Source organism: Dermabacter sp. HMSC06F07 (assembly GCF_001807345.1).
GTDB classification, from domain to species: domain Bacteria; phylum Actinomycetota; class Actinomycetes; order Actinomycetales; family Dermabacteraceae; genus Dermabacter; species Dermabacter hominis.
Genome location: NZ_KV788587.1, coordinates 32,822 through 57,913, shown reverse-complemented (window position 1 = coordinate 57,913; position 25,092 = coordinate 32,822). Strand labels below are relative to the sequence as shown.

At 61.3% G+C, this 25,092-nt stretch carries 21 protein-coding genes; 10 read left to right on the top strand and 11 right to left on the bottom strand.

Translation table 11 applies throughout. The features are described 5' to 3' along the window. Window positions 1–11 precede the first annotated feature (11 nt). The 6 genes from HMPREF3157_RS06525 to HMPREF3157_RS06500 form a co-directional block, all read right to left on the bottom strand. Window positions 12–881 carry a carbohydrate ABC transporter permease gene (locus HMPREF3157_RS06525; protein ID WP_034370416.1) on the bottom strand — a complete coding sequence of 290 codons (870 nt, stop codon included), beginning with the start codon at window positions 879–881 and terminating at the stop codon, window positions 12–14. 1 nt (window position 882) lies between these two features. Further along, a complete protein-coding gene (locus HMPREF3157_RS06520; RefSeq protein WP_034370414.1) occupies window positions 883–1,773 on the bottom strand; it encodes a carbohydrate ABC transporter permease in 891 nt (296 codons plus the stop codon). Window positions 1,774–1,807: 34 nt separating this feature from the next. Continuing rightward, the gene (locus HMPREF3157_RS06515; RefSeq protein ID WP_083288090.1) at window positions 1,808–3,112 is read right to left on the bottom strand and encodes an ABC transporter substrate-binding protein; all 1,305 of its coding nucleotides are present in this window, start codon (window positions 3,110–3,112) and stop codon (window positions 1,808–1,810) included. A 35-nt stretch (window positions 3,113–3,147) separates the two neighbouring features. Continuing rightward, a complete protein-coding gene (locus tag HMPREF3157_RS06510; RefSeq protein ID WP_168161695.1) occupies window positions 3,148–4,125 on the bottom strand; it encodes a LacI family DNA-binding transcriptional regulator in 978 nt (325 codons plus the stop codon). A gap of 202 nt (window positions 4,126–4,327) precedes the next feature. Further along, window positions 4,328–4,630, bottom strand: a complete 303-nt coding sequence (locus HMPREF3157_RS06505) for a DUF6199 family natural product biosynthesis protein (RefSeq protein ID WP_141740645.1) — start codon at window positions 4,628–4,630, stop codon at window positions 4,328–4,330. Between the two features lie 147 nt (window positions 4,631–4,777). Next, window positions 4,778–4,999: a DUF6199 family natural product biosynthesis protein gene (locus HMPREF3157_RS06500; protein WP_070435897.1), complete on the bottom strand. Its 222-nt coding sequence runs from the start codon at window positions 4,997–4,999 to the stop codon at window positions 4,778–4,780. Between the two features lie 229 nt (window positions 5,000–5,228). Here HMPREF3157_RS06500 and nrdF point away from each other — a divergent pair, with 229 nt between their 5' ends. Together nrdF and HMPREF3157_RS06490 are read left to right on the top strand one after the other, a co-directional pair. Beyond that, window positions 5,229–6,200, top strand: a complete 972-nt coding sequence (gene nrdF / locus HMPREF3157_RS06495) for a class 1b ribonucleoside-diphosphate reductase subunit beta (protein ID WP_016663133.1) — start codon at window positions 5,229–5,231, stop codon at window positions 6,198–6,200. Window positions 6,201–6,507: 307 nt separating this feature from the next. After that, window positions 6,508–6,792: a GlsB/YeaQ/YmgE family stress response membrane protein gene (locus tag HMPREF3157_RS06490; RefSeq protein WP_070435896.1), complete on the top strand. Its 285-nt coding sequence runs from the start codon at window positions 6,508–6,510 to the stop codon at window positions 6,790–6,792. 493 nt (window positions 6,793–7,285) lie between these two features. On the opposite strand, the gene HMPREF3157_RS06485 is transcribed toward HMPREF3157_RS06490, so the two are convergent. Then, entirely contained in the window at window positions 7,286–9,241 is a 1,956-nt protein-coding gene (locus tag HMPREF3157_RS06485; protein ID WP_070435895.1) for a glycoside hydrolase family 2 protein, read from the bottom strand. A gap of 88 nt (window positions 9,242–9,329) precedes the next feature. Continuing rightward, the gene (locus tag HMPREF3157_RS06480; protein WP_070435894.1) at window positions 9,330–10,403 is read right to left on the bottom strand and encodes a LacI family DNA-binding transcriptional regulator; all 1,074 of its coding nucleotides are present in this window, start codon (window positions 10,401–10,403) and stop codon (window positions 9,330–9,332) included. Between the two features lie 204 nt (window positions 10,404–10,607). Here HMPREF3157_RS06480 and HMPREF3157_RS06475 point away from each other — a divergent pair, with 204 nt between their 5' ends. The 4 genes from HMPREF3157_RS06475 (at window position 10,608) to HMPREF3157_RS06460 (ending at window position 16,281) form a co-directional block, all read left to right on the top strand. Next, the gene (locus tag HMPREF3157_RS06475; protein ID WP_070435893.1) at window positions 10,608–11,930 is read left to right on the top strand and encodes an extracellular solute-binding protein; all 1,323 of its coding nucleotides are present in this window, start codon (window positions 10,608–10,610) and stop codon (window positions 11,928–11,930) included. A 12-nt stretch (window positions 11,931–11,942) separates the two neighbouring features. Further along, entirely contained in the window at window positions 11,943–12,824 is an 882-nt protein-coding gene (locus HMPREF3157_RS06470) for a carbohydrate ABC transporter permease (protein WP_070435892.1), read from the top strand. A 2-nt stretch (window positions 12,825–12,826) separates the two neighbouring features. Continuing rightward, window positions 12,827–13,765 carry a carbohydrate ABC transporter permease gene (locus HMPREF3157_RS06465; protein ID WP_070435891.1) on the top strand — a complete coding sequence of 313 codons (939 nt, stop codon included), beginning with the start codon at window positions 12,827–12,829 and terminating at the stop codon, window positions 13,763–13,765. Between the two features lie 77 nt (window positions 13,766–13,842). Further along, on the top strand, window positions 13,843–16,281 hold the full coding sequence (locus tag HMPREF3157_RS06460) for a glycoside hydrolase family 3 protein (protein WP_070435890.1): 2,439 nt from the start codon (window positions 13,843–13,845) through the stop codon (window positions 16,279–16,281). A gap of 587 nt (window positions 16,282–16,868) precedes the next feature. On the opposite strand, the gene HMPREF3157_RS06455 is transcribed toward HMPREF3157_RS06460, so the two are convergent. Then, complete coding sequence (locus tag HMPREF3157_RS06455; RefSeq protein ID WP_070435889.1) at window positions 16,869–17,891, bottom strand: LacI family DNA-binding transcriptional regulator; 1,023 nt, start codon at window positions 17,889–17,891, stop codon at window positions 16,869–16,871. Window positions 17,892–18,132: 241 nt separating this feature from the next. Between HMPREF3157_RS06455 and HMPREF3157_RS06450 the strand changes: the two genes are divergently transcribed. From HMPREF3157_RS06450 to HMPREF3157_RS06435, 4 genes are all read left to right on the top strand, one after another. Beyond that, window positions 18,133–19,416 carry an extracellular solute-binding protein gene (locus tag HMPREF3157_RS06450; RefSeq protein ID WP_083288089.1) on the top strand — a complete coding sequence of 428 codons (1,284 nt, stop codon included), beginning with the start codon at window positions 18,133–18,135 and terminating at the stop codon, window positions 19,414–19,416. A gap of 69 nt (window positions 19,417–19,485) precedes the next feature. Continuing rightward, window positions 19,486–20,454 (top strand): carbohydrate ABC transporter permease, encoded by a 969-nt coding sequence (locus HMPREF3157_RS06445; RefSeq protein WP_070435887.1) that lies wholly within the window; start codon window positions 19,486–19,488, stop codon window positions 20,452–20,454. Further along, entirely contained in the window at window positions 20,447–21,265 is an 819-nt protein-coding gene (locus HMPREF3157_RS06440) for a carbohydrate ABC transporter permease (protein ID WP_070435886.1), read from the top strand. Before HMPREF3157_RS06445 ends, HMPREF3157_RS06440 begins: the two co-directional genes overlap by 8 nt. Window positions 21,266–21,271: 6 nt before the next feature. Continuing rightward, window positions 21,272–23,815, top strand: coding sequence for a TIM-barrel domain-containing protein (locus tag HMPREF3157_RS06435; protein ID WP_070435885.1), 2,544 nt, complete (start codon window positions 21,272–21,274; stop codon window positions 23,813–23,815). A 111-nt stretch (window positions 23,816–23,926) separates the two neighbouring features. On the opposite strand, the gene HMPREF3157_RS06430 is transcribed toward HMPREF3157_RS06435, so the two are convergent. Together HMPREF3157_RS06430 and HMPREF3157_RS06425 are read right to left on the bottom strand one after the other, a co-directional pair. Further along, window positions 23,927–24,496 carry a hypothetical protein gene (locus HMPREF3157_RS06430; RefSeq protein ID WP_070435884.1) on the bottom strand — a complete coding sequence of 190 codons (570 nt, stop codon included), beginning with the start codon at window positions 24,494–24,496 and terminating at the stop codon, window positions 23,927–23,929. A 95-nt stretch (window positions 24,497–24,591) separates the two neighbouring features. After that, complete coding sequence (locus HMPREF3157_RS06425; RefSeq protein ID WP_070435883.1) at window positions 24,592–24,900, bottom strand: hypothetical protein; 309 nt, start codon at window positions 24,898–24,900, stop codon at window positions 24,592–24,594. Between the last annotated feature and the right edge of the window lie 192 nt (window positions 24,901–25,092).

The following is a 25,092-nucleotide window of genomic DNA, read 5'->3' as shown; positions in this document are numbered from 1 at the left end:
AGTGGGTGGTTCTAGCCCTTGGTCGAGCCCATCGTGAGTCCCGAAACGAACTGACGTTGCAGAACGAAGAACAGGATCAGGATGGGGAGGGCTGCGAGGATCGAGCCCGCCGAGAGCAGGTTGTAGTCGGTGAAGAACGAGCCCTTGAGGTTATTCAGGGAGCTCGTCACGGGGAACTTGTCGCCCTTTTGCAACAGCACTGTAGCCCAGAAGAATTCGTTGTAGATCCAGGCCGTTTGCAGGGTCGCGAGGGCGGCGAGCGGGGTGCGGCACAGCGGAATCGTGAGGGTCCAGAACTGCGACCACACCGAGGCGCCGTCCACGTCGGCCGCTTCGTAGATTTCCGCCGGGATCGCCTTCATGTAGTTCGCGAGCACGAACGTGCAAAAGCCGGTTTGGAACGCCGTGTTGACGATGATGACGCCGAGGTGCGTGTCGAGAAGTGAGCCCGAGGCCGAGAGAAATTCGGGAATCGGGATCCACATGAACATGCGGTAGACCGGCACGAGAAGCGACTGCGGTGGGAGCAGGTTCGCGGCCACGAAGAACGCGAGCATCGCGAGGTTGAACTTGAACGAGAAGCGCGCGAGAACGAACGCCATGCATGAGCTCAGCGCGAGCGTGAAGAGCACCGCGAGAGCCGTAATGATGAGGGAGTTGAGGAACGACTGGGTGAAGCCGCCCTGCTCCCACGCGTTCACGAAGTTGTCGAGCGTGAAACCGCCGAAGCTGAAATAGCCGTGCTGGCTCGTGTAGCTGTAGTCGCGGAACGAGTTGAACAGCGCCCACAGGAGCGGGAACAGCCACGCGAGCGCGACGATCATAAGGAAAACGTTGAGGAACGCCCTCGAGACGGTGAGGTTCTTTTTCTTCGGGGTCATGTCAGTTCTCTCCCTTGAGCATGATGCGCAGCTGAATCACGATGAAGACCGAGCTCATGATGAGCATGATCGTGGCGAGCGCACTACCGAAGCCGATACGGCTCGCTTCGCCCACGACGTTTGACGTCACGAGGGTCGAGATGAGCTCGAGGCCGTTGCGGCCCTTGTTGATGATCCACACGATGTCGAACGCGCGAAGTCCCTCGATGAACGTGATCACGAGCAAGAGGATGTTCACGGGCCGCAGCACCGGGAAGATGATCTGGAAGAACGTGCGGGTGGGGCTTGCGCCATCGAGGGCGGCCGCTTCCTTGAGCGCCGGGTCCACGCCCTTGAGGCCCGCTAAGTAGAGCAGCATGATGTAGCCAACGTGACGCCAGCCGTTCGCGATGATTGCGGCGTACAGGTTGATGTTTGGGTCGCCGTACCAGTCGATCTGGGTTCCAAAAATGGCGTTGATGAAACCCTGGTCGCGGCTGTACATGAGCTGCCAGATGAAGCCGATGAGCGCGGCCGAAAGAACGACCGGCAGATAAAGGGAGGTCTGGTAGAACTTCGTGAGCTTGAGTTCCTTATCGAGCAGCACCGCAAGGAACATCCCGAGCGGGGTGAAGACGAAGAACAGCACGAGAAGCCACACGACGTTGTGCCACAGCGCCGGCCAGAACGGCGGGTAGATCGTGAACATGTCGATGTAGTTCTGGATGCCAACGAAATGAATGTCGCCGAGGCCGCCGATGCCGTCCCAGTTGCTGAAGGACAGGATCACGGTGCATAGGGCGGGAATCCACACGAAAACGCCGACGATCACGAGCGGGATGATGCTCATCGCGATCACGGTGAATTTGTCCCAGCCGTGCAGCTTGGCTAGCGGTCCGATCTTTTTGGACACGACTCGCTCCTTGGATAGAGGTCGAAAATAAGGGTCAGGACTCGGCAGGGAAGATGGACTTCTTCTGCTTCTCGATATCGCGCAGGATCGAGTCGATCGAGTCAGGGTTCTTCAGGAAGTTCTGCAGCGACGGACTGATGACCGTCGAGGCGAAATCGGGCCGCGTGTCGCGGTCGAGGAACTGCGAAATCGCGCTCGCGTTGCTAATGAGCTCAACGGCCTTCTTCTGGAGCTTCGAATAGTTGCTCTGATCCTGGTCCGTGCGCGGCGAAATCACCGACGGATCGGCGTCGAGCTTGTACTGGATGGCGTCGGCCGTCGCGAGGTAGGTGAGGAGTTCCTTCGCCTTCTTTTCATTGTGGGGCTTTGCCGCCATCATCCAGCCGTCAATCGGGGCTTCGACGACGTCTGCTCCGATCGAGGGATCGAATTCGGGGAACGTGAAGAAGTCGAGGTCGTCCGGGTCGTCGCTCTCTGCCCACTGCTGGTCGATGAACATGCCGATCGTGTACATCGCCGTTTGCTCCTTGAGCATGGACTGCGCGGCTTCCTGCCACGTGCGGCCAAGCGGATCGGCCTGCTGATAGGGGAGGAGCTCACGCCACGCGGCGAAGATGTTTTTGACCTCTTCGCTTTCCCACGATTCTTTGCCGGCCATGAGCGAGACGTGGAAGTCGTAGCCGTTGACGCGCAGGTCGAGCATGTCGAACGTGCCCATCGCTTCCCAGCCGTCCTTGTCGCTGAACGCGATCGGGGTTATTCCCGCGGCCTTGATGTCCTCGTTAAGAGCGAGCCACTCGTCGAATGTCGTCGGCTCGCTCCAGCCGTGTTTCTCGAACACGCTCGGCTTGTAGAACACGGCCCACGGGTAGTAGTTCCACGGGATGAACACGAGGCGCCCATCGTCGGCGGAAGAAGCGACCTTCATCGACTCGGGCATCCCGTCGATGTTCTCCCACACGTCGCTCAGGTCGCTCACGAGACCGCGCTCGGCGAAGAAGCGCGCGCGGTAGCCCGCGAACCACGTGAATACGTCGTCGGGGTTGCCCTGGAGGTAGTTGTTGATGCTTTCCTTGAAAGTCTCGTGGTCGACCGTGTTGATCTCGACCTTGCCGCCCTTCCACGACTCGAGCATGTCCAGCACGGCTTTTTTCGGGATTGCATCGCTTTGGTGGGATCCGACGGTGACCGTGTTCGGGTCGTTGTTGGCGCCGCAGCCTGCGAGCAGGGCGAGCGCACTCACGCCGGCTCCCGCGCCGAGCACGGCGCGACGGCTCGCGGTGGCCTCGCGGATTGCGCGGACCGACGCGGGGATCTCGTGGATCCAACTGTCGTTCATGTGGTTCTCCTTTGAATCTTTCGTTCGTGGAAGTGCTAGGTCGTTTCGCGCACCACGAGGGTCGTGGGAAGCGTGAGCGAGTGGATTGGTTGGCCCTCGCCGATGGCGTTGAGCAGACGCGCCCCGCTCGCACCGACGTCGAAGATCGGCTGCGCGATGGTCGTGAGCGCCGGGGTCGTTTCGGCGGCGAAGGCGTGGTCGTCGAATCCCACGACCTTGACGTCGTCGGGGATGCTTCGACCTGCTTCGCGGAGCGTGGCGAGAACGCCGAGGGCTTGGCGGTCCGAGCCGCACAGGATCCCATCGATGTCGGTGTGGCGCGCGAGCAGCTTGCGCGTGGCCGAGGTGCCGCCGCCGGTTGAATAAGGTGCGTGGATGACCTCGAGCGGGGCGGTGTCGAGTGCCGAGAGCTGGCCCGCGACGCGATCGTGGGCACCCTGCGCCGATTCCGGACCCGCGATGATCGCGATGCGACGGGCGCCGCGCTCAACCAGGTGGCGCGCGCCGAGCTCGCCGCCCTGGCGGTCATCGATCGTCACGGTCCATGTATTCTCTCGGCCGTCAACGAGGGGGCCGAGCACGATCGTGGGGATCGCGGTGCTCATTGCTTCGAGCAGCGGATCGTCGATGTGGGGCGAGAGCACGAGCGCGCCGTCGACCCGGTTCGGGGCGAGCTGGCGCAGCGTTCGCTCTCGCTCCTCATCGGTTGTGGCAAAAAGAAGATTGAGCGCGATGTCTCCGCCCACGAGCGCGGAGTTGATGCCCTGGAGCATCCGCCCGAAAGTCGGGTCGTCGAAAAGCTCGCCGTAGGGTTCGGTGAGGATCGCGGCATAGACGTTGCTCTTGCCCGAGGCGAGGGAGCGTGCGTGCGCGTTGGCGCGATACCCGGTTTCAGCGATGGCCTTTTCCACTCTGGCACGCGCTTCGGGGGAGGAGATCTGACCGTTGAGCACGCGTGAGACCGTGCTGCGGGACACGCCCGCGGCGCGTGCGACATCGTTGATCGTGGCCACGCGTGTCCTCCTCTTCGCTGAGTTGCGCACCCCCATGCATTGCGGAGTTTTGCGCGCCTCGCGGCCGAAGAGCCACCTGACGCACACCCGGTGGGAGCGCTCCCAGTCACTGTAGCGTGGGCCACCAGAAGAATGTCAAATCCACCACTCAGCGGGCTAGAAAGCGCGTTTTACGTGCTCGCGGTGTAAGCGGGGGTGATGGTCACGCTTCTGGGAAGTGGCCCACCGTTTGGACCTGTAGCTGCTGGCCTTCGATCTGCTTCCTCCGCTCGTACTCTTTTGCCTGGCCGTCGAGCGCGAGGGCAATGATCACGATGATGCCGATGATCGCAAAAATTGAGCCCACGATGCCGCCGATGCGCTGAAGAAAATACGTCGTCTCGCTCGGCTCGTTCGCGTCGCGGTCCCGATAGCGCCACGCATAAAAAGTGCGCCACACGTGCTGTGGCGAAATCGCGTACCACAGCGCGAAAAAGAGACACAGTGCAAGCGCGAGGATCGCCAAGACCACCATAATTGAGCTCCCGTCTGCTGACGTTCTTAACCATTCTTGATTGCGTTCGTGACCATACCGCCCACAGACACACGAGAATGCAGGCGCCAAAGAAAATGAACGCGAGGATCATGGGCGGCAGTGGCACGAGCCCTACCCCTACCTCGCGGCCTGAAGGTAATAACCAAACATTGCGATCGCCCCCATGACGATGATGGCACCGCCTACCCTCATGAGCGCGAGACGCGCCGAGCTTGGTTCGTTTGCTTCACGATCCTTATATGCCCACCCCATGGTGATTTCCCACGTCTGGAAGGGGAAAACAGCCATCGCTGCTCCGTAGACGATGAGCAGGATAAACACGAGCGACATGAACGGCATGAGGTCTCCTGACTACTGCGGGCGTGATCTACGGCTCACCCTAAGACGCGCCGCTGAGAGCAAGTCACGCGAACCCATCGAGTCGTCGACTCGACTCGCTAGGATGGGCAAGGTATGCCGCGTGGGCAAGCGTCGGAACCCCCGAGCTTACGCTGGCAGGGATGGGGCAGCCGGCTGAGCCGGCCTGGAGTCCGACGTCTGCTGGGACCATCGTTGCGAAAGGACGAGCGTGAACACCGATCACATCAAACACAGCGTGCAGGCCATCAACTGGAACCGCATCCAAGACCCGAAAGACCAGGAAGTGTGGGATCGCCTCACGGGCAACTTCTGGCTTCCCGAAAAGGTGCCGCTCTCGAACGACATCCAGAGCTGGTCGAAGCTCAATGAGCAGGAGCAAGAGCTCGTGATGCGCGTCTTCACCGGGCTGACGCTGCTCGATACCGTGCAGGGAACCGTCGGCGCCATTTCGCTGATCCCCGACGCGGTGACCCCCCACGAAGAAGCCGTGTACACCAACATCGCGTTCATGGAATCCGTGCACGCAAAGAGCTACTCGCAGATCTTCTCGACGCTCTCCAACACCAAGCAAATCGATGAAGCATTCCGCTGGAGCGAGCACAACGAGGCCCTCCAGAAGAAGGCGAAGATCGTTCTCGAGTACTACACCGGTGACGATCCCGAAAAGCGCAAGGTCGCCTCGACCCTCCTCGAGAGCTTCCTGTTCTACTCGGGCTTCTATCTGCCGATGTACTACTCGAGCCGCGGCGAACTCACGAACACCGCAGACATCATCCGCCTCATCATCCGCGACGAGGCCGTTCACGGCTACTACATCGGCTACAAGTACCAAAAGGCTGTGGAGAAGCAGTCGCCCGAGCGCCAGGCGGAGCTCAAGGACTACACGATGAGCCTGCTCATGGACCTCTACGACAACGAAGAGGAATACACCGAAGACCTCTACGACCCGGTCGGCTGGACCGAGGACGTCAAGATGTTCCTTCGCTACAACGCCAACAAGGCCCTCATGAACCTCGGCTACGAGGCACTGTTCCCACAGGAATCGACCGAGGTCAACCCCGCGATCCTCGCCTCGCTCTCGCCGAACGCCGACGAGAACCACGACTTCTTCTCCGGCTCCGGCTCGAGCTACGTCATGGGCAAGGCCGTCGAGACCGAGGACGACGACTGGGACTTCTAATCTGAGCGGTTTTTCGCAACCGTTAACGCAGTGGGCGGCACGTTTGACGACGTGTCGCCCACTTTTTCTCGATGTGGGGCCTTGGCGGCTAGCGTGGCGGAAGCGTTTCAGCAAAGATGTACTGTGTGTCCGGTAAAGAAGCATGAAACTTCAGGTGACGTGCAGCTTTGCTTAGTTTATTCCCAGGTAGGATTGAGGTTGGTTGACGATCTTTCAACCACCCGGGCACCGTTAGCAAACCCAGGTTCGCCAACACCGCCCGGGACATTTGTGGACCTGGTTCACTTCAACAGAAAGTAGTCATTCCATGTCTCTTATTTGGGGAATCATTTCCTGGATCATCATTGGCGGCCTCATCGGTCTTATTGCTCGCGCAGTCATGCCGGGCAAGCAGTCGATGGGCATGGGGATGACCATCATCCTTGGTGTCATCGGCGCAATCGTCGGTGGCCTCATCGGTGGTCTCTTCGGCGACGGTGGCTGGAGCTCGCTCCTTGACAACCCGTGGTCGCTGTGGACGATCCTGCTTTCAGTGGTCGGTGCGCTCGTGGTCATGTTCGTCTACGGACTGCTCACGAAGTCCGACAGCTGATCGTGACGCATCAATAGGAACACGCGCATAGCGCAAGCGCCCACCTCCGGATCTCCGGGGGTGGGCGATTTTCATAGGCAAAGCAGCCCGGATTTGTGCGGCGGTCCCAGTTTTGCCGGCGCAGCGCCGGCTTGTTCCCGGCGCAGCCCTCGGCCTGTTCCCGAGCCCCGGGCCTCCCCGTCACGGATTATGAAGAATCTGGGCTCGGGGCGAGGTGTGAGGCTTGGAGTGCGGCGGTTTCTTCATGAAGTGGCACGGTGTTGAGGGGCGGGGAGATTTGGCGGCCCCTGCGCGAGGTTTGGTTGGTCTCGCTGCGGTTTTGGGCTGGCCCCGTCACGGATTATGAAGAATCTGGGCTCGGGGCGAGGTGTGAGGCTTGGAGTGCGGCGGTTTTTTCATGAAGTGAGTCGACCAAGGAGATAGCAAAAGAGATGGGCCAGGCGCGAGACAGGGACGCGGAACTGCCCGGCCCGAGAGGCCGGGCAGCCAGTGCCTACTCTTCGTAGGCTGCCTTCCTGGTTTGCACGGCTCGCAGACGCGCGAGATCGAGTTTCGAGCCGCGATCAAAATCGACGACGCCATTCTTTTCCTGGAACACGTCGGTGAGCTGCGTGTAGCAGTAGCCGAACATGAGCGGGTTGGTCAGCAGAACGTTCGTCAGGGCCTCGAAACGCTCGTACAACTCTTCTTCGCTGCGAACCCTGTTGCCGTAACCCCACGACTCGGCCTGGTCTTGACCGGTAAATTCGGCGGCGCGGGCCTCTTGCTCGTTCCACCAGATGCCGCCGTACTCGGAGACGAAGAATGGCTGGCCCTCGTAGGGGACGGAGAAGTGACCGTCCGCGAACGGCATCTCGTTCGGGGCGAGCTCACGCCTGTTGACTTGCGGCTTTCCTTCGGCGAGTGGTGCCTGTTCGCGAGCGAATGCTTCCGGATCCTGTTCGTAGGAGTGCGAGTCGTAAATATCGGCGCCGCGCACGCGGTGGCTGTAGCCCGAAGCGTCGATGACTGGGCGCGAGGGATCTGCGAGTTTCGTGGCGTTGTACATCGCGTGGGTGACGTCGTCGAGCACGGTGATGCGGTCGTGCAGCACCTGGTGTGTTTCATTGAGGGGGCACCAGCCGACGATGCTCGGGTGGGAGAAGTCGCGTTCGAGTGCCTCGATCCACTGCGCCACAAAGCTCGACGTGGGCTCCTGGTTGTAGCCGAGAGGACCTCGCCCGGATACGCCCCAGTCACCGAATTCGCCCCACACGAGGTAGCCATATAGGTCGGAAAAGAACAGCATGCGTTCCTCAAACACCTTTTGATGTAAGCGAGCGCCGTTAAAGCCAGCAGCGAGGGCAATCTGGATGTCGGCGAGCATCGCCTCGTCGGAGGGTGCGGTCATGAGGGTTTTTGCCCAGTACCCCTGGTCGAGCACGAGGCGCTGGAACACGCGCTCACCGTTGATGCGGAATTCGGTGCCCTCGAGGGCGGTTGAGCGCAGCCCAGCGTAGGAGTGTACTTCGTCGATCACGCTACCGTCGGAATCGAGTAGCCGCGCCATCACGCTGTACAGTTCCGGCTCGCCAGCCGCCCAGATCCGCACGTGCTCCTCGGGAATGGCGACGCGCACGCGTGGCGCGAGGTCAAGGTCTGCGCGGGCGCTTGCGGTGGCCAGGGGGGCACCTTCGGGGGTTCCGACGGTGACTTCGACTCGTGTGCCCTTCGTGTTGTGGGTGAGCGGCAACGTGATGTCGAAGGAGTGGTCGGCGAGTGATGGCGTGGTGCGAACGGCCCGGATGGCGTGCGCGGGCACTCCTTCGAGCCACACCGTTTGCCAGATGCCGGTTGTGCGCGTGTATTGGCAGTGCGTGGAGTCGTGCCACGTGGCTTGTTTGCCTCGGGCCTGGGCATCCCAGCGGGAGTCGCGAGCGCGCACGACGATCGTTGCCGTGTCGCCGGGACGCGCGACGCCGCGGAGGTTTGCGTGGAAGGGGGTGAAGCCGCCGCGGTGGCGAGCAACTTCAACGCCGTTGACCCACACCGTCGCATCGTGGTCGACGGCACCGAAGTGCAGGACGGGGACGAGAGGTTCGCCGGCGGGACCGTCGGCCCACTCGGCTGGGATTTCTATCTCGCGGCGGTACCAGACGGCTTCCATGAAGTCGGTGTGCTCGATGCCGGAAGCTTCCGATTCGGGCGCGAATGGGACGAGGATCGAGCCTTCAAGGGGGCGGTCGAGAAGACCGCGCTCGCGGCCCGTGTCGCCGGCGTCGATCTCGAATTCCCACGTGCCGTTGAGGTTGAGCCACGTGGGGCGGTGGCACTGGGGGCGCGGGTGTTCGGGCTTGGGGACGTCGGTCGCGGCGGAGAGGGGAGCGTCGAGGAGGCTCGCGAGGTGCTCGGCTCGTTCAGCGAGTGCCTTCAGCTCAGGGACTGCGGCGAATTCGGGAAGGAGTGGCATGGTGGGTTCCTCACGTCGTCGTGTGTTCTGGATGAGGCCCAGTCAATCACGGCAACACGAAAAACTGCAACGTGAGAAAAATGCCGGATCAGCTGCCGAGGGTGGAGGCGCGGGTCACGAGTGTGTGCGGCACGAGGAATGTCGAGCCTGACCCGAGCGCGGTGGCCTCGGCGGCTTCCGCGCCTTTCGCGAAGGAATCATCGCCGAGGGCCGCGAACAGCGCCGCCGATACGAGGCACTCGAGGTCCGGTGCGACCGAGGTGAGCGGGGGAGTGGCGTGTGCCGATTCCGGAATGTCGTCCCAACCGGTCACGAGGACATCGGTGCCGATTGAGAGACCGGCCTCTCTCAGAGCTTCGCAGGCGCCGAGGGCAAGCAAGTCATTCCCGCCCACGATGGCGTCGAACGGAAGGGTCTTCGCGCTACCTGAACCTGAAATGAGGGCCTTCACCTGCGCGTACCCTTCGCGTCGCGTCCATTCGGTGGTGTGGATCAAAAGCTGATCGGCGGGGGAGATTCCCGCGAATCGGCAAGCTGCGCGAAAGCCTGTGAGTCGCTCTGCTCCCGTGGAAGCAACGCCTTCCTGGGCGCCGAGAAACAGGGGGCGCGTGGCGCCACGCTCGGTTATGTGTCGCACGACGTCGACCGCGCTCGCGGTGTTGTCGATGCTCACGTGGTGAATGCTGCCGTGGTCGGCAACCGCTTCTCCCAGGACGACCGTGGGAAGCGGCGAATGCTCGGCGAGTTCGCGAACAGTCTCGGGAAGAAGTGGGGCCATGATGAGCGCACCGAAAGAACGTTTAGCGAGGCCGCGCGCGTATCGGCGTTCAATGTCGGCGTGCTCGCCCGTGAGCTCGATGCTCACGCTGTAGCCAGCACGTGCCGCGACGTTGTGGAACGTCTCCGCGAGGCGCGCAAAATACGGATTGAGCAGGTGGGGGATCACGAGCGCTACCGTGCGGGTGGCCTTACCGCGGATCTCTCGCGCCGACTCGTTTGGCACGTAGCCGAGTTCGTCGATCGCCGCGAGAACCTTGTCGCGCGTCGCGGGCTTCACAACGGGGCGGTTGTTGACGACGTTGGAAACGGTCTTCCACGACACGCCAGCGCGAGCGGCGACGTCCTTGATGCTTGCGCGTTTGTACGGCTCAGGCTCGTTCATGGTGCGCCCCCTTTCTGGACGTGAGAAGTGGTTTCAGTCTAGGGCCAGTAGGCGTCGGACCGCGTGTGTGGCCCTCCCGTGCAGTGCGAGGGGCCCGCGTTCGGGGGTTGACGGGAACTTGAACGCGGTGGCAGAATCTCACGTGAGAATCAAAGGTGAGTTACACCGCACACCTGTCAACGATGACGAGGAAGGTGAAGCGCCATGCCAAGCGCGCACAACAATCACACCCCGCCGGGGCTCAGTCGCCGGTCGCTCCTTGCGGGTTTTGGCGCCGGCGCACTCGGGCTTGGGCTTGCCGGATGCGGAGCCGCGCAAGCGGACCCGTCGAAGGTTGCCGTGTGGGATCTCTTCAGCGGTGCCGACGGTGAAAAAACTCGCGGCATGATCGCTGAGGTTGTCGAGGAAAATCCCGGCCTAAATGTTGAGCCCACGACCCTCAGCTGGGGAAACCCCTACTACACGAAGCTCGCGATGGCCGCCGCATCGAGTGCGCCGCCGAGCACAGCAATCATGCACGTGAGCCGCGTCGCCGGCTTCGCGCCGGGCGGCCTTATCGAACCGTGGGACATGAGCCTGTTCGAAGAATTCGACGTCTCGACCGACACGTTCACCAAGGCCCTTTTGGAGGCGTGCCAGTACGACGGCAAACAGTACGCAGTCCCGCTCGACACGCACCCCTTCATCAGCTTCTTTGATCGGGACGTTGCGGAAAAAGCCGGGGTACTCGAGTCCGACGGTACCCTCGCGATCGACTCGCCCGAAGCGCTCCAGGAAGTCGGCACCAAGCTCGGCGAAGTGACTGGCGGGCCCGGAATCGCGTTCGGCTATCAGCTCGACACCGCGCAAGCGTGGCGGCTCTTTTGGGGTCTGTTCCACCAGACCGGTGGTGAGTACAGTTTCGAGCCGGGTGAAAAGGCCGACATGGACATCGGCGCCGCCGCGCGCGTCGTTGCCGCGGTGAACTCGTGGATGGACGACAAGTGCATGGCGTCCTCGCAGGACTATCCGGGCGCGCTTTCCGCCTTCAACGGTGGGCGCAACGCCATGATTCTCTCCGGCGTGTGGGAGCTCAATGGGTTCAAGGAAAGCGTCAAGTCGCTTGCGGGCGCACCTATGCCGACGATGTTCGGCACCCCCGCGAACTACGCCGACTCCCACACCTACGTGTTCCCGAAGAACCGCCGCATGACCGACGAGCTCAGGCGCAGCACTTACCTTTTCGTGTCGTCGATGCTCAAGAAAGGTGACCAGTGGGGCGCCGCCGGGCACATTCCCGGTTACCTCCCGTCGCAAGAGGAGCCCGCCTACCGCGAGCTCGAGATTCAAAACCAGTACAAGGATGCTGCCGAGACCGTCGTCGTGGACCCGAAAGTGTGGTTCGCGGGTGCTGGTTCCGATTTCCAAAACCGCGTGTGCCAGCGGCTTATCGAGGGCTTTCGCGGAAGCGTCGAACCGCAGCGGGCGATCGAGGGAATGCTCGACGTCATCAGCGGCATCGCTATGCAACCCAACCCCACCGAATAAGGAGGTCACGCCATGAATGAACGCGCACGCTTCACCTCCCGCGGTGCGGGATGGTTCGCCCTTCCCTACATGATTCTTTTTATTCTCTTCCTCATCGCCCCCATCGTGTGGGGCCTGTGGATGAGCTTCACCGACCAGTCGCTTGCGTCGACGAACAGTGGTTTCGCGGGGATCGATAACTACCTCGAGGCTTTCACGAGCGCCGACATGTACTCGAGCCTCTTGAACACGCTGTTCTTTACGCTCATTTCTTCAGTTCCGCTCGTCATTCTCTCGTTTGTGCTCGCCTACCTCGTTGTCACGGGTCTCCCGGGCCAGTGGCTGTGGCGCCTCACGTTCTTCGCGCCGTACCTTCTGCCCGTGTCCGTGGTGACCGCGATGTGGGGAATGATGTTCGCCAATGACTTCGGGTTCATCAACGGCATCCTCGTGCATTGTGGAATTGACCAGATTGGCTGGCTTAGCGAAAAGCAGGTTGCGATGTGGTCGATCGCGCTCACGACCGTGTGGTGGACGATCGGCTTCAACTTCCTGCTGTATCTCTCGGCCCTCCAGAACATTCCCGACACGGTGTACGAAGCCGCGCAGGTGGATGGCGCGGACGCGTGGCGCCGCCTGAGGTCAGTGACGCTGCCGATGATGCGCCCCACGACGGTGCTCATCGTCCTGCTGCAGATCCTCGCCTCGCTCAAGGTCTTCGACCAGATCTTCCTCATGACGGCGGGCGGCCCCGACGGCGCCACTCGCTCAATCATTCAGTACATCTACGACCAGGGTTTCTCCGGCTACCGCGTCGGATACGCCTCGGCCGTGTCCTACATCTTCTTCGCGATGATCGTTGTCGTCTCACTCATCCAGGTAGCGATCACGAACCGTAACGCAAAGGAGCGTTAGACATGAGTACCGCAGTAACCACCCTCGAAACCCCGGCCAGGGACAGGCGTAGCTTGAAGACACGTGTGAGCCAGAAGCGTGAAGAGAACGCGCGCCAGCGCTCGCTGACCCTAGGCTCCTCAAAAGCGTCGCGTGTGATCGCGTTCGTTGCGCTCGCGTTCCTCGCTCTGTGCTGGGCGATCCCTATCCTGTTCGCCCTTCAGCTTTCGTTGAAAACGGAAAGCGATGCCTCGGCTGCACCGCTCACGTTCTGGCCGTCGCAAGGATGGACCTTCGACAACTACGCGAACGTCATCGCTGCGGGGGACATCCCGCTGTGGATCTGGAACTCGATCCTCGTTTCGGCGATCGTCACGATCATCACCCTCGTGACCTCCGTGCCCGCCGCCTACGTGTTCTCGCGCTACAACTTCCGTTTCAAGAAGCTGTGTTTCGCGCTCACGATCGCCGCGATCATGGTGCCGCCGCAGATTCTCATCGTGCCGCTGTTTGAGCAGATGAAGTTCATGCAGCTTTCGGACACTCTCGCGGGCGTCGTGCTCCCGCAGGTCGTCGCACCACTCATGGTGATTGTGCTTAAGAACTTCTTTGACCAGCTCCCGATCGAACTCGAAGAAGCTGCAAAGCTCGATGGTGCGTCGATGCTGCGCACCCTCACGTCGGTGATCCTTCCGCTTTCGCGCTCGATCATCGTTGCCGTGGGCATCTTCGTGTTCATCGGTTCATGGAACAACTTCCTGTGGCCGTTCATCATCACGAACTCGCCCGAGCTCATGACGATCCCCGTTGGCCTCGGCACCGTCAAGAATGCCTACGGTGTGCAGTACGCGCAGGGCATGGCGAGTGCCGTGATCGGCGCATTGCCGCTGCTCATCGTGTTCGTGCTCTTCCAGCGCCACATCGTGCGCGGTTTCGCCACGACGGGCATGGGTGGTCAGTAGAACGGTCAGTAGACTGGGTTGACGGTGAGGCGCTGGGGCCGCCCGGCGCTTCGAATTGAGCATCAACGAGGAGCAGCATGAGTCACGAAACGATGTCCCAGCATTCGACCGCCGCCGATGGTTCGGGGGATCGCAGTCTCGATCCGCGGCTTGCGGCAAAGGCGCGTGAACTTGCGGCGCAGGGCACGGTGCTTCTTCGCAATGATGGCGTGCTTCCCCTTGCCCCCGAGAGCCGCGTCGCGCTCTTTGGTCGCACGGCGAAGGACTGGCTCGCCGTTGGGTATGGCTCGGGCGGTGATGTGAACCCTCCGTACATCTCGAATCTCACGGATGCGCTGCGCGAATCGGCTGCTGTGAAGGTCGACGAGGAGCTCGCAGCGGCCTACGACCGCTTCAGCGAGGAGCAGCCCGCGGATCCGGGCACGGTGTGGGGCAAGTGGCCCACGCACTATCCGGAGCTCGAGCTCGCCGATGAACAGATTAGTGCCGCCGCGGGGCGCAACGATGTGGCCATTGTCGTGATCGGCCGCGCGGCGGGGGAGGACCGCGATGCGGAGCTCGCGCCCGGCTCCTACTTCCTCACTGAGCAGGAAGAATCTCTGATCGCGCGGGTCAGTTCCGCGTTTGAGCGCACGGTCGTGGTGATCGACGCCGGCAACGTCATGGACCTTTCGTGGGCGGAGCGCTACAGCATTTCGGCGCTCCTCATCGCGTGGGCGGGCGGTATGGAATCGGGCAGCGCCCTCGGCGAGGTTCTCACGGGCGTGCGCGAGCCCGGCGGGCGCCTCACCGCCTCGATCGCGCGCCGCTACGAGGACGCCCCAACCGCCACAAACTTCGGCGACCCCGACGTCACGAATTATGTCGAGGACGTCTTCGTGGGCTACCGCTACTACGAAACCTTCGCGCCCGAGGCCGCCCAATTCCATTTCGGCGAGGGTCTCGGCTACACGTCGTTCTCGCTCAGCTTCGGGGAGTTTAGTTCCGACGCCACCCGCGCCCGCATCGACGTCACGGCGAAAAACACGGGCGAGCGCGACGGCGATACTGTCGTGCAGGCCTACATCGAAACCCCAGACGGGAAGCTTTCCCAGCCCGCGCGTCGCCTCGCGGCCTTCTCCCGCACGGGCAGCGTTGCCGAGGGCGAGAGCGCCGCAGTGAGCCTCGAGGTGGACCTTCGCGACTTCGCCTCCTACGACGACTCCGGCGCGACCGGCTACCGCAGCGCCTACGTTCTTGAGCCCGGCACGTACCGCCTCCACGTTGGTCAGAGCGTGAAGGGCACCGAAGTTGCCGGGGAGATTGAAGTCGGCGAGCTTATCGTCGTGAAGCAGCTTGAAGAGGCCTCCTCGATCCAGAAGGGCTGCGGGTTCGACCGCATGGTTCTGAATCGCGGCGATGATGGCCGGGCAATCGTCGGATACGAAAAGACCCCCGAAGAGGAGCGGGACCTTGCCCGCCGCATTCTCGAAAGGCTGCCCGAGGAGCTCCCTGCGCCGGCTGAAGGTGGCAGCTTGCCCTCGTTTGAGGAGGTGCGCGCCGGGAAGGTGAGCCTCGAGGAATTCGTGGCAACCGTCGGAACTGAGGATCTCGTTGCCCTCGCCTACGGTGACACGACCATGGACAGCCCCCTTGGCGTGCGCGGCAATGCCGGTGCACTTGGCGGCGTGACCGAGTCCTTGCGCGAGCGGGGTGTGGCGCCCGCGATCACGACCGATGGCCCCTCTGGCCTGCGTGTTTCCGCGTTCGCCTCGCTTCTGCCGTGCGGCACCGCGCTCGCCTCCACGTGGAACCCCGAGGGGGTGCGCGAGCTTGCCGAGCTTCACGCGGAAGAGATGCTCGCCAAGGGCTCCGACATTCTGCTCAGCCCCGGCATGAATATCCAGCGCGATCCGCTGTGTGGCCGAAACTTCGAGTATTTTTCGGAAGATCCGCTGCTCACGGGCCTCATGGGTGCCGCGATCGTGAACGGCGTGCAGTCCAAGGGCGTCGCGGCGTGCCCGAAGCACTACGCGGCGAACAACCAGGAGCACAACCGCATCTTCTCCGATTCGCGCGTCAGTGAGCGCGCACTACGCGAGATTTACCTGCGCGGTTTCCAGATCATGGTCAAAGAATCGCAGCCGCAGACCATCATGACCTCGTACAACAAGATCAACGGAGTGTGGGGCCACTACAGCTACGACCTCGTGACCACGATTCTGCGCGGAGAGTTCGGCTTCGACGGCCTCGTGATGACCGATTGGTGGATGCGCATGGTGGAGGATCCGAACTTCCCGGCCCTGCGCGACAGCGCCTACCGCGTGCGCGGTGGCATCGACGTGCTCATGCCCGGCAGCAAGAAGCACGGTGGCGATACATGCGATACGGGCGTGAAGGATTCGCTTGGTTCCGACGGTGGCCTCACCCTCGGCGAGCTTCAGCTCACGGCGCTTCACGTGCTGCGGTTCATCCTCGAGGCCAACCCGCAGGGGCACGCGACGAGCACCGAAAAGGGCCGCCGCAACCTCATGTAAGGCTCCGGCGGTGATTGTCGCCAGAGGCTTCGGTGACGCAGCGATGGCCCCGATGGCTCCGGAGGCGCCGGTGGCACACACCTTGCGTCGCTCTCGATGAACATTCCAGGGCTGCGGTCCCCTCCCAGGGACTGCACGCTCTGGTTTTTTCATAAACTCGCACGGCATCGGCCCAGATCGACGTGGTGCGAGGGGGACGAATGGGGCCAGCACTGTAGACGACGGCTCTTTGCGAGTTTGCAAGGAGAAGCCGGGAACTGGTGGCCCGGTGTGCCGCCCGGGTTTAGCAATCGCCGATACGAACCCATCGTGCTAGTTCGGAGGGGAGAGTTGCGAAGCCGAGCAGCCGGAAGCGTACGCCGCTTCGGCCACTCAAGAGCCTGACGATGACGTGACTGGGTGACGTTAACATTCTCGTTGGCTAGACCGTCTCACCCTACTTTCGCACTTAGAGGGGTACGCGAGCTCTGACGGATTGCTGGAGTTGATTCCGCTAAGGCGTTTTTCCTATGAAAATTCCTAGGTCGCGACGCCTGTTTAACTGTTACTAGAACCGGTATTTTTATGGTGTGAAACGTTTGCAAGCTCTACGTAGTTACGCTCGCGACGGTTTCGCGTTCGAGTAAAGAGACCTCGAGCGGAGCATCGTGGCACGAATCCTCGAGTGTTCCGGAGCCGCCAATAGCAGCAAGGAGACGTGAGACGGCAAGACGCGCTTTGTTTTCAACGTTCTGGCCGATGGTGGTGAGTGCCGGTGTTGCCGTGAGAGAAATGTCGAAACCGTCGAAACCCACTACCGAAAGATCGCGTGGGACCACGACTCCCTCGCGGGCGAGGCTGCTCATGAGGCCAACGGCGAGATCATCAGCCGAGCAGAAAACTGCTGAGGGGCGTGGGTCTAGTGCAGCGAACTTTGGGGCGAGTTCGATTCCAGTACGTGCAGTTGTGTCAGAAATGCTGAACGGGACCACTGGTTTAGGTAAATCGTGGTCGAGGTAAGCGTCAGTGAACCCTCTGAAGCGCTCGTCGACAACGCCCGTGTGGCCTCGGATCGGCCCCAGGAAGCACACGTGGTCCCTGTGACCGTTGGCAATGAGGTGTTCTGCAGCGAGACGACCTCCACCGTAGTCGTCGGTGCGAACAGAAAGAAGCCCTGGCCGCTCGATGTAGCTGTCGACGAAAAGTAGTGGAATGTCTTCACGCTCGTGCAGGGCTTCAAGCTCGTGTGCAAGGGTATTGAGGACGATGCCGCCATCGACACGCCATGACCTCAAACTTGAGATGGTTTTACTTATGTCGCTTGCTGCGATGAGCATCGCGTTATATCCGTGTTTTTGGAGTTCGGCAGTGATGTGCCCAACCATCCGTGAATCATGAGCGCCTCGCAAAATGGGCCCATTCCCTGCAACCACGATCGCCACAATGTGAGAGTTTTTGGCGGAAAGTGCACGAGCCGAGGCATTCACGACATACCCGGTTTCGGCGACGGCATCCAGGACGCGTTGCGCCGTCTTCTCCGAGACCTTCCCAGATTTGCCGGTGAGGACGTTCGAGACGGTCATGGTGCTTACGCCTGCTTTGGCAGCGACGTCAGCGAGCGTGACGGACATGGCGACCTTTCGTTGAGTGACTCGACGATTGTATGGGGACCAAATGCCTTGACATTACGCCTGTGGCGTACGTAACCTTATGGAAGAGTTTAGCGCTAAACCAACGAGGTTGAGCGCGATGAGTTTTCAGCAAGGATGGTGAACTCCAGTGTTCAATCGTCGAACATTTATCTCCGGTACCGCGCTCGCTACCACCACGCTAGTGGCGCTCTCGGCGTGTGGTTCTAAGGGGCCCGAAAAAATGGCAGAAGCCCCTAGCGGCCACCCTGTACAGGGCGAAACCCTAAAGTACGATCCGAACCACCTTGTTAACGATGGTGAACCCATTAGTCTTGAATGGTGGCTCTGGGACGGTGATACGATTTTCCAGAAGTTCGTGGACGAGTACACGGCGATTCACAAAAACGTCGAGATCAAGATCGTGAAGCAGCCGTGGGAGGACTACTGGACGAAGCTTCCGCTCTCACTCAAGGACGGCGACAAGCCCGCAATCTTCAACATTCACAACAGCTACCACTCGAACATCTTCCCGTATCTCGAGCCGTATGACATTCCCGTCGAAGAGCTTGCAGCCGATTACACGGGCGCGGAAGCGCACGTGATCGACGGCAAGATCTACTATGTTGACTTCGGCATGATGACCGGCGTGATCTACTACAACACCGATCACTGGAAGGAAGCGGGCCTTACGGACGCCGATATTCCTGAGACGTGGGATGAGCTTCGTGAGGTGGCCAAGAAGCTCGTCAAGAAGAACGGCGACACGATCGAGCGTGCGGGCTTCAACTTCAACAGCCAGTTCAACGCGTTTAGCCCGGGCCTGCCCTACCAGCGCGGTCAGAACCTCTTCGCTGACGACCAGAGGACTCCGACGGTCGCAAGTGACGCGATGATGGAGCTCATCGAGCTCTTTACCTCGTTCTACGACGTGGATGGTGTGGGCTCGAAGGACTTTGGCACGAGCTCAGGTGAATCGTTTGGCCAGCAGCAGTCGTCCATGATCTACTCCTGGACTCACCACGGCGGCCTTATGGCGGCGGATTTCCCGGACGTCAATTACGACACCTTCCGCACCCCTGTGCACGTTTCGGGCGAAACTCCGTACGCGTTTGACCGCTACAACGGCGAATCGACCCTTGGCATCAATAAGGCCGCGGATGAGAAAACGAAGGCCGTTGCCCAGGACTTCCTGAAGTTCTATCTGACCTCGAAGGAAGCGCTGAAGGCCGTGTGCCTCAACTACCACGTGTTCCCGAGCTATAAGCCGCTTGCTGAGGATCCGGAAATTCTTGATGATCCGCAGCTGAGCTCGCTTGCCGATGGCATCGACCGCTACATCTGGCCAGGTGCAATGCCTGCCACGATCGAGGAGAACCTCAAGACGATGTGGGAGGACGTTCTGTACAACGGTGCAGATCCCGCAACTGCCATGGGCGCGGCGCAGGAGGCGATTGAGAAGGACCTGGCGAACAGCGACTTCGAAGCCGTCGAAAACTTGTACGCGCACTATCAGCCTTCTAAGTAGTCACAGCAAGAACCTCGGGAGGTGCCCGGGTATCCCGGGCACCTCCCTCTTTATCCCTTGAGGTAACACATGAGCACGTCAACTCTGACAGCGAAAAAGAAGGCGCGCGCGATCAGCTACAAAGGCGAGCGCGGAGTGCGAAACTCCGTCGTGATTGCGCTCATCGTCTTCAACCTGCTGCTCCTCGTGATCCCCGTGGGGATCGCTTTCGTGGGGAGCTTCCATAATTGGAACCCGCTCAACGGGACGTTTGATCCGGTTGGGCTCGAGAATTACAAGCGAATGTTCCAGGATCCTCGCCTTGGAACATCCATTGTGAACACTCTGATTTTCTCCGCGGTCGCGATCACCGCCCGAGTGATCCTCGGGCTTGCGCTTGCGATTGCGATCTTCACAAAGGTCACGCGCTTCAAGACTTTCTTCCGTGCACTGTTCTACATGCCCACGGTGACTCCACTTGTGGCAGTCGCGTATGTCTGGAAGATCATGTACGACCCGCAGGTGGGTGCGATCAATACGTTCTTCGGCCTTGACATCAACTGGCTGTTTGACACGAAGTTCGCGCTTCCCGCGATCATGTTGATGACGATCTGGAAAGATTTCGGCTATGCGGTGATTCTGTTCCTCGCTGGGCTCTATTCGCTGCCAGAGGACGTCATGGAAGCGGCGGCCGTGGATGGTGCGAGCCCATGGAAGCGGTTCTGGCATGTCACCCTTCCCCTCCTGCGCCCCATGACGATCTTCGTGATCATTACCTCGCTGATTTCCTACCTTCAGGCGTTCATCCAGGTCATGGTGCTCACGAAGGGTGGTCCCGGAACCTCGACATACATCCTCTCGTATCTCATCTATGACGAGGCGTTCGTGAAGTACAACTTCGGCTACGCCTCGACCATTGCCTTCGGTCTGCTCGTGGTGACTGCATCGCTTACTGCCCTGTCCTTCGCTGTTTCCGGGATGAACCTCAAACCGCGGCACCGTCGATCGAAGTCTGTAGCTTCAGTGGCGGCATTCAATGAGGAGGCCAGCAATGCGTAAGTTCAATGTCATCCTGCTCCACGTGGGCCTCATCGTTGTCGGCATTATTACGGTTTTCCCGTTCGTGTGGATGCTGCTCAGCGCGTTCAAACCGAACAGTGAGATTCGCGCGCTCGATCAAACCTTGATTCCGCGTGAATGGACGTTCGAGAACTTCCTCAACATCCAGGACAAGTTCGATTTCATGCAGTTGTTCGCGAACTCCGTGATCCTCTCAGTGGTGATCACCGCGATCTGTATCTATACCAGCTGTATCGCCGGATTCGTCCTTGGAAAGTATTCCTTCCGTGGCCGCGGCGTGCTGTTCGGCTTCATCCTCTCCACGATGATGATTCCGTGGGCGGTGACGATCATTCCGCGCTACACGATGTTTTCTGCCGCGCAGCTCAAGGGGTCATGGCTTTCAATCATCATCCCGGCGCTCTTCAGCGGGTTTGGCATTTTCATGATGAAACAGTCGATGGATTCGATCCCTGACTCGGTTCTTGAAGCGGCCCGAATTGACGGCGCCTCTGAGCTGTACATTTTTCACCGGATCGTGCTGCCTATGAGCGGGAACTCGATTAGTGCCTTCGCGATCTTCCAGTTCCTGTGGGTGTGGGAGGACTACCTGTGGCCCTACCTGATGATCGATGACGATAAGCTCCAGGTCCTCGCTGTAGGGTTGACGACGTTCAACGGGCGCTATGCGACCGATTTTGGTGGCCTGTTTGCTGCCACGACCTTGTCGATTCTTCCTGTTCTTACCGTCTACCTCATTTTCCAACGCCGCTTTATTGCTGGCGCCGCGAGTGCGGCCGTGAAGGGATGATTTTCCGTGCAGAAGTTTTCTCAAGAATTGCCCGCTGAACTCGTCGGCGAGCATTTCCGGATCACGCCGGTCACGCCGCGCGTGGTGCGCCTCGAGTATTCGCCGAGTGGCGCTTTCGAGGATCGCCCGTCGACCTTCGCGATCAATCGCGACGTGGTGCTTGATCCTTCGGAATACACGATCGGCGAGTACCAGGGCCGGCTCACGGTTGAGACGGAGAACTTTTACCTCGAGTATGATCGCGGCCCGTTCACGGCGAATGGCCTGAAGGTCGAGGTCAAGGGCGGCGTTTCGGCGTATCACTCGGTGTGGCGGTACGGGCAGGATCTGTCACTGCCGGCGGATCGCCAGCTTGCGCTGAACGGGGAGACGCAGCGCGCGCTTGACGGGAACCTCGGCGGCGCGGCCCGCACGCTCGATGTCGCTGACGGCAAGATCCCGCTCGAGCCGGGCGTGAACTCGTCGGTGGGGTATGCGGAGATCGACGATTCGAGCTCGATGGTGTTTGATGCCGACGGTCGCCTACGCGCCCGCGCTGCCGAGGAAGGCAGCATCGATCTTTTTGTGTTCGCGGCGGGTCGCGACCACGTGGCCGCGGTGAGGGATTATTTCGCGATTAGTGGGCCTCAGCCGATCGTGCCGAAGTTTGCGCTCGGCAACTGGTGGTCGCGCTACCACCGCTATAGCGAGGAGAGCTACCTCGAGCTCATGGATGCGTTCCGCGCGGAGGATATTCCGTTCTCAGTGTCGGTGATCGACATGGATTGGCACCTCACCGACGTGGACCCGAAGTACGGTTCGGGTTGGACGGGGTACACGTGGAATCGCGACCTTTTCCCTGATCCGGAGCGTTTCCTCGAGGAGCTGCACAAGCGCGGCCTTCGCGTGACCCTCAACATTCACCCGGCCGATGGCGTGCGCGCTTTCGAGGAAGCGTACGAGGCGATGTGCGAGGCGCTCGGCAAGCCCGCCGATGGCCAGGCGATCCCGTTTGACGTGAATAACGACGAGTTCATGGATGCCTATTTCGATGTGCTGCATAAGCGCCTCGAGGATGAGGGCACGGATTTTTGGTGGATCGATTGGCAGTCCGGCCCCTACTCGAGTGTGGAGGGCGTGGACCCGCTGTGGGTTCTCAACCACGAGCACTTCACGCGCAGCGCGCGCTCGGTTGAACGTCCGCTCACGTTCTCGCGTTTCGCAGGTCCCGGGTCCCACCGTTACCCCGTGGGTTTTTCGGGCGATGCGATCGTGACGTGGGAGTCGCTCGCGTTCCAGCCTGGCTTCACTGCGGCCGCGGCGAACATCGGCTACGGCTGGTGGAGCCACGACATCGGCGGGCACATGGAAGGTTTTCGCGATAACGAGCTCGCGACTCGCTGGGTGCAGTTCGGTGTGTTCTCGCCGATCAACCGCCTGCACTCGTCGAACTCTCCGTTCGCCGTGAAGGAGCCGTGGAACTTCCCGGCCCCGCACGGCGAGATTCAGGCGGCGCATCTGCGCCTTCGTCATCGCCTCGTGCCGTATCTGCACTCGATGAATTACCGCGCCCACCACGAGGGCCGCTCGATCGTCGAGCCCGTGTATTTCGAGGCGCCGCAATACCCCGCGTATCGCAACGACCAGGGATACCTGTTCGGTTCCGAGCTTCTCGTTGCGCCGATTACGCGCCCCGCCGCGAAGGGTGTGGGCCGCGGCAGCGTCGAGCCGATTCTGCCCGGCGGCATGTGGTTCGATCTGTTCACCGAGCAGCGCTACGGCACGCCCGATTCTGGTGCGTTCACGCAGGAAATGTTCCGCCCACTCGGCTCGATTCCCGTTCTCGTGCGCGCCGGCGGCATCCTCCCGCTCACGCCGGCAGGTGAGGTTCCCGAGAAAATCGAGGACAACCCCGAGGTGCTCGAGCTGATCGTTGCCGCGGGCGGCGATGGCGAGTTCACGCTTCACGAAGAGTGGAAGTCGGGCGACGACCTCGTGTGGAGCCACGTGCGCGTGGCCGTGCAGGCGTCGGAAAACACGCTCAGCATCACGATCCCCGCCGACACCCCCGAGGTGGCGCGCGAGGCGCTTGAGCAGCGCGAGTGGCGCGTGCGGCTGCTCGGGCATGACCCGGCTGCCTTTGGGGATCTGGAGGCGCAAAGCTCCGACGCCACCTTCGCCCCCGGCGCTGAAAAACTTGCTGATGAGCTCCGCATTCGCAAGCTCAGCCCGGCTGACCGGCCCGCGCCGCATGCCGCGACGATCACCGTCACCGGCCTCAAGGTCGGCGAGGAGGCAACGCTCACGAGCGCTGGATTCGGCACCGTTCTCGACGACACCGAGAAGGGCCGCGAGGTTCGCTACGCGCGCCTGCGTTCCCTCGTGAACGATGCCGAAATTGGCTTCACGCTCAAGCAGGCGATCGCCGGCGTGGCCGCGAAGCGCCCCGAATCGCTCATGCGTGAAATTTCGGCGTTCGGCAAGGCGCCGTCGGGCCATTTGCCGAAGACGTTCGACTACGAGCAGGCGAGCCCCGAGCTCATCGCGGCCGTCGCGGAAATCTGGGGCTAGCCCAGCGGTTCGCCCCGTTCCGGGAACATATCGAGCCCTCCCTTCGCGCCGCCACGAGGTGGTGCGGGGGAGGGCTCTTATGTGCCGTGAAACGAGTTTCGGCGAACCTGGTTACAGAGAACTCTGAAGGCCGTGGGCGCCATAAAGCTCGAGCAGCTCGGGGAGCACCACCGCGGGATCCGGGTCGGGACCCACGAGGCGGGAGCCTTCGGGGGTGAGCTTCGCGCGGAACCTCACCCTCGACGTGCCCCATCTGTAGTAAACGGGAACCCTGAGGCTCTCACCTTCGGACGTGTGCGCGATGAGGGTGCGAACGCGTGTGCCGATGAGCTGGCCCGGCTCCAAAGAGGTGATCTCGCTCCACGGGAGGAACTTTCCCGTGCCCGGTAACGAGCGCATGAGAATGCCTTCTCGTGTGGCCCACACCCCCTGCGTGGTGAAAAGCAGAAATCCGAAAACGAGAAACAGGATGAGGCCGCTAAAGACGACCGCTTGAACGGCGCGCTCTGCACCAGAAGTGTCGTGGGGGAAGAGGTTGGTCATCACGAGTGCGACCGCGATGAGCACGGCGAAAAACGCGCACGTTCCGCCGTAGATCCAGCGGTAGATAGCGCCGGGGCCGGACGAGAGGAGAACATCGCCGCGCTCTTTGGCAGGTGGGATGGGCCAGCGTGATGCCATGGGCGCGCTCCTTCGTGGTGGGAGGATTTGACTCAAGTATGGCAGGCGACCGGTGCGACGAGACGCTGTTGTAGGGGATCGGTGCACGAGCCCGGCTATGCCCCGAGCTGCCCCTGGCGATGCAGGTCAAGCAGTTGGGGCAGCACGACCGCGGGGTTCACGTCGGAGCCCACGTAGCGGGCGCCGTCGGGCGTGACTGTCGAGGAGAGAAAGTCTCGTTGCCCGTCCGTTCGATAGAAAATGGGCACCATGAGACTCGTGCCATCGACCATGCGTGCCGTGAGAGATCGCAACTCCACTCCATCGTGCATGCCGGGTTCGGAAGCGGCGATCGCAGCCCACGGGAGGAATTTCGTTCGGCCCGGAATGTAGCGCACGAGCACACCGCGCTGCGTAGCCCACACTCCAAAGCGCCTGCACCACACGAACCCCGCGAAAAAAGGAAGGCAAGGCCCGCCAGAAAGATCGCCCCGATGACGAGCTCCGCTTGCGTGGCTTTCCCAGGATCGAGAACGAGACACGTGGCAAACCCTCCGAAGAGAACCGCGGCAATCGCGGAGGGAAAGCTGTAAATGCAATGGAAAACGCCGCTTGGA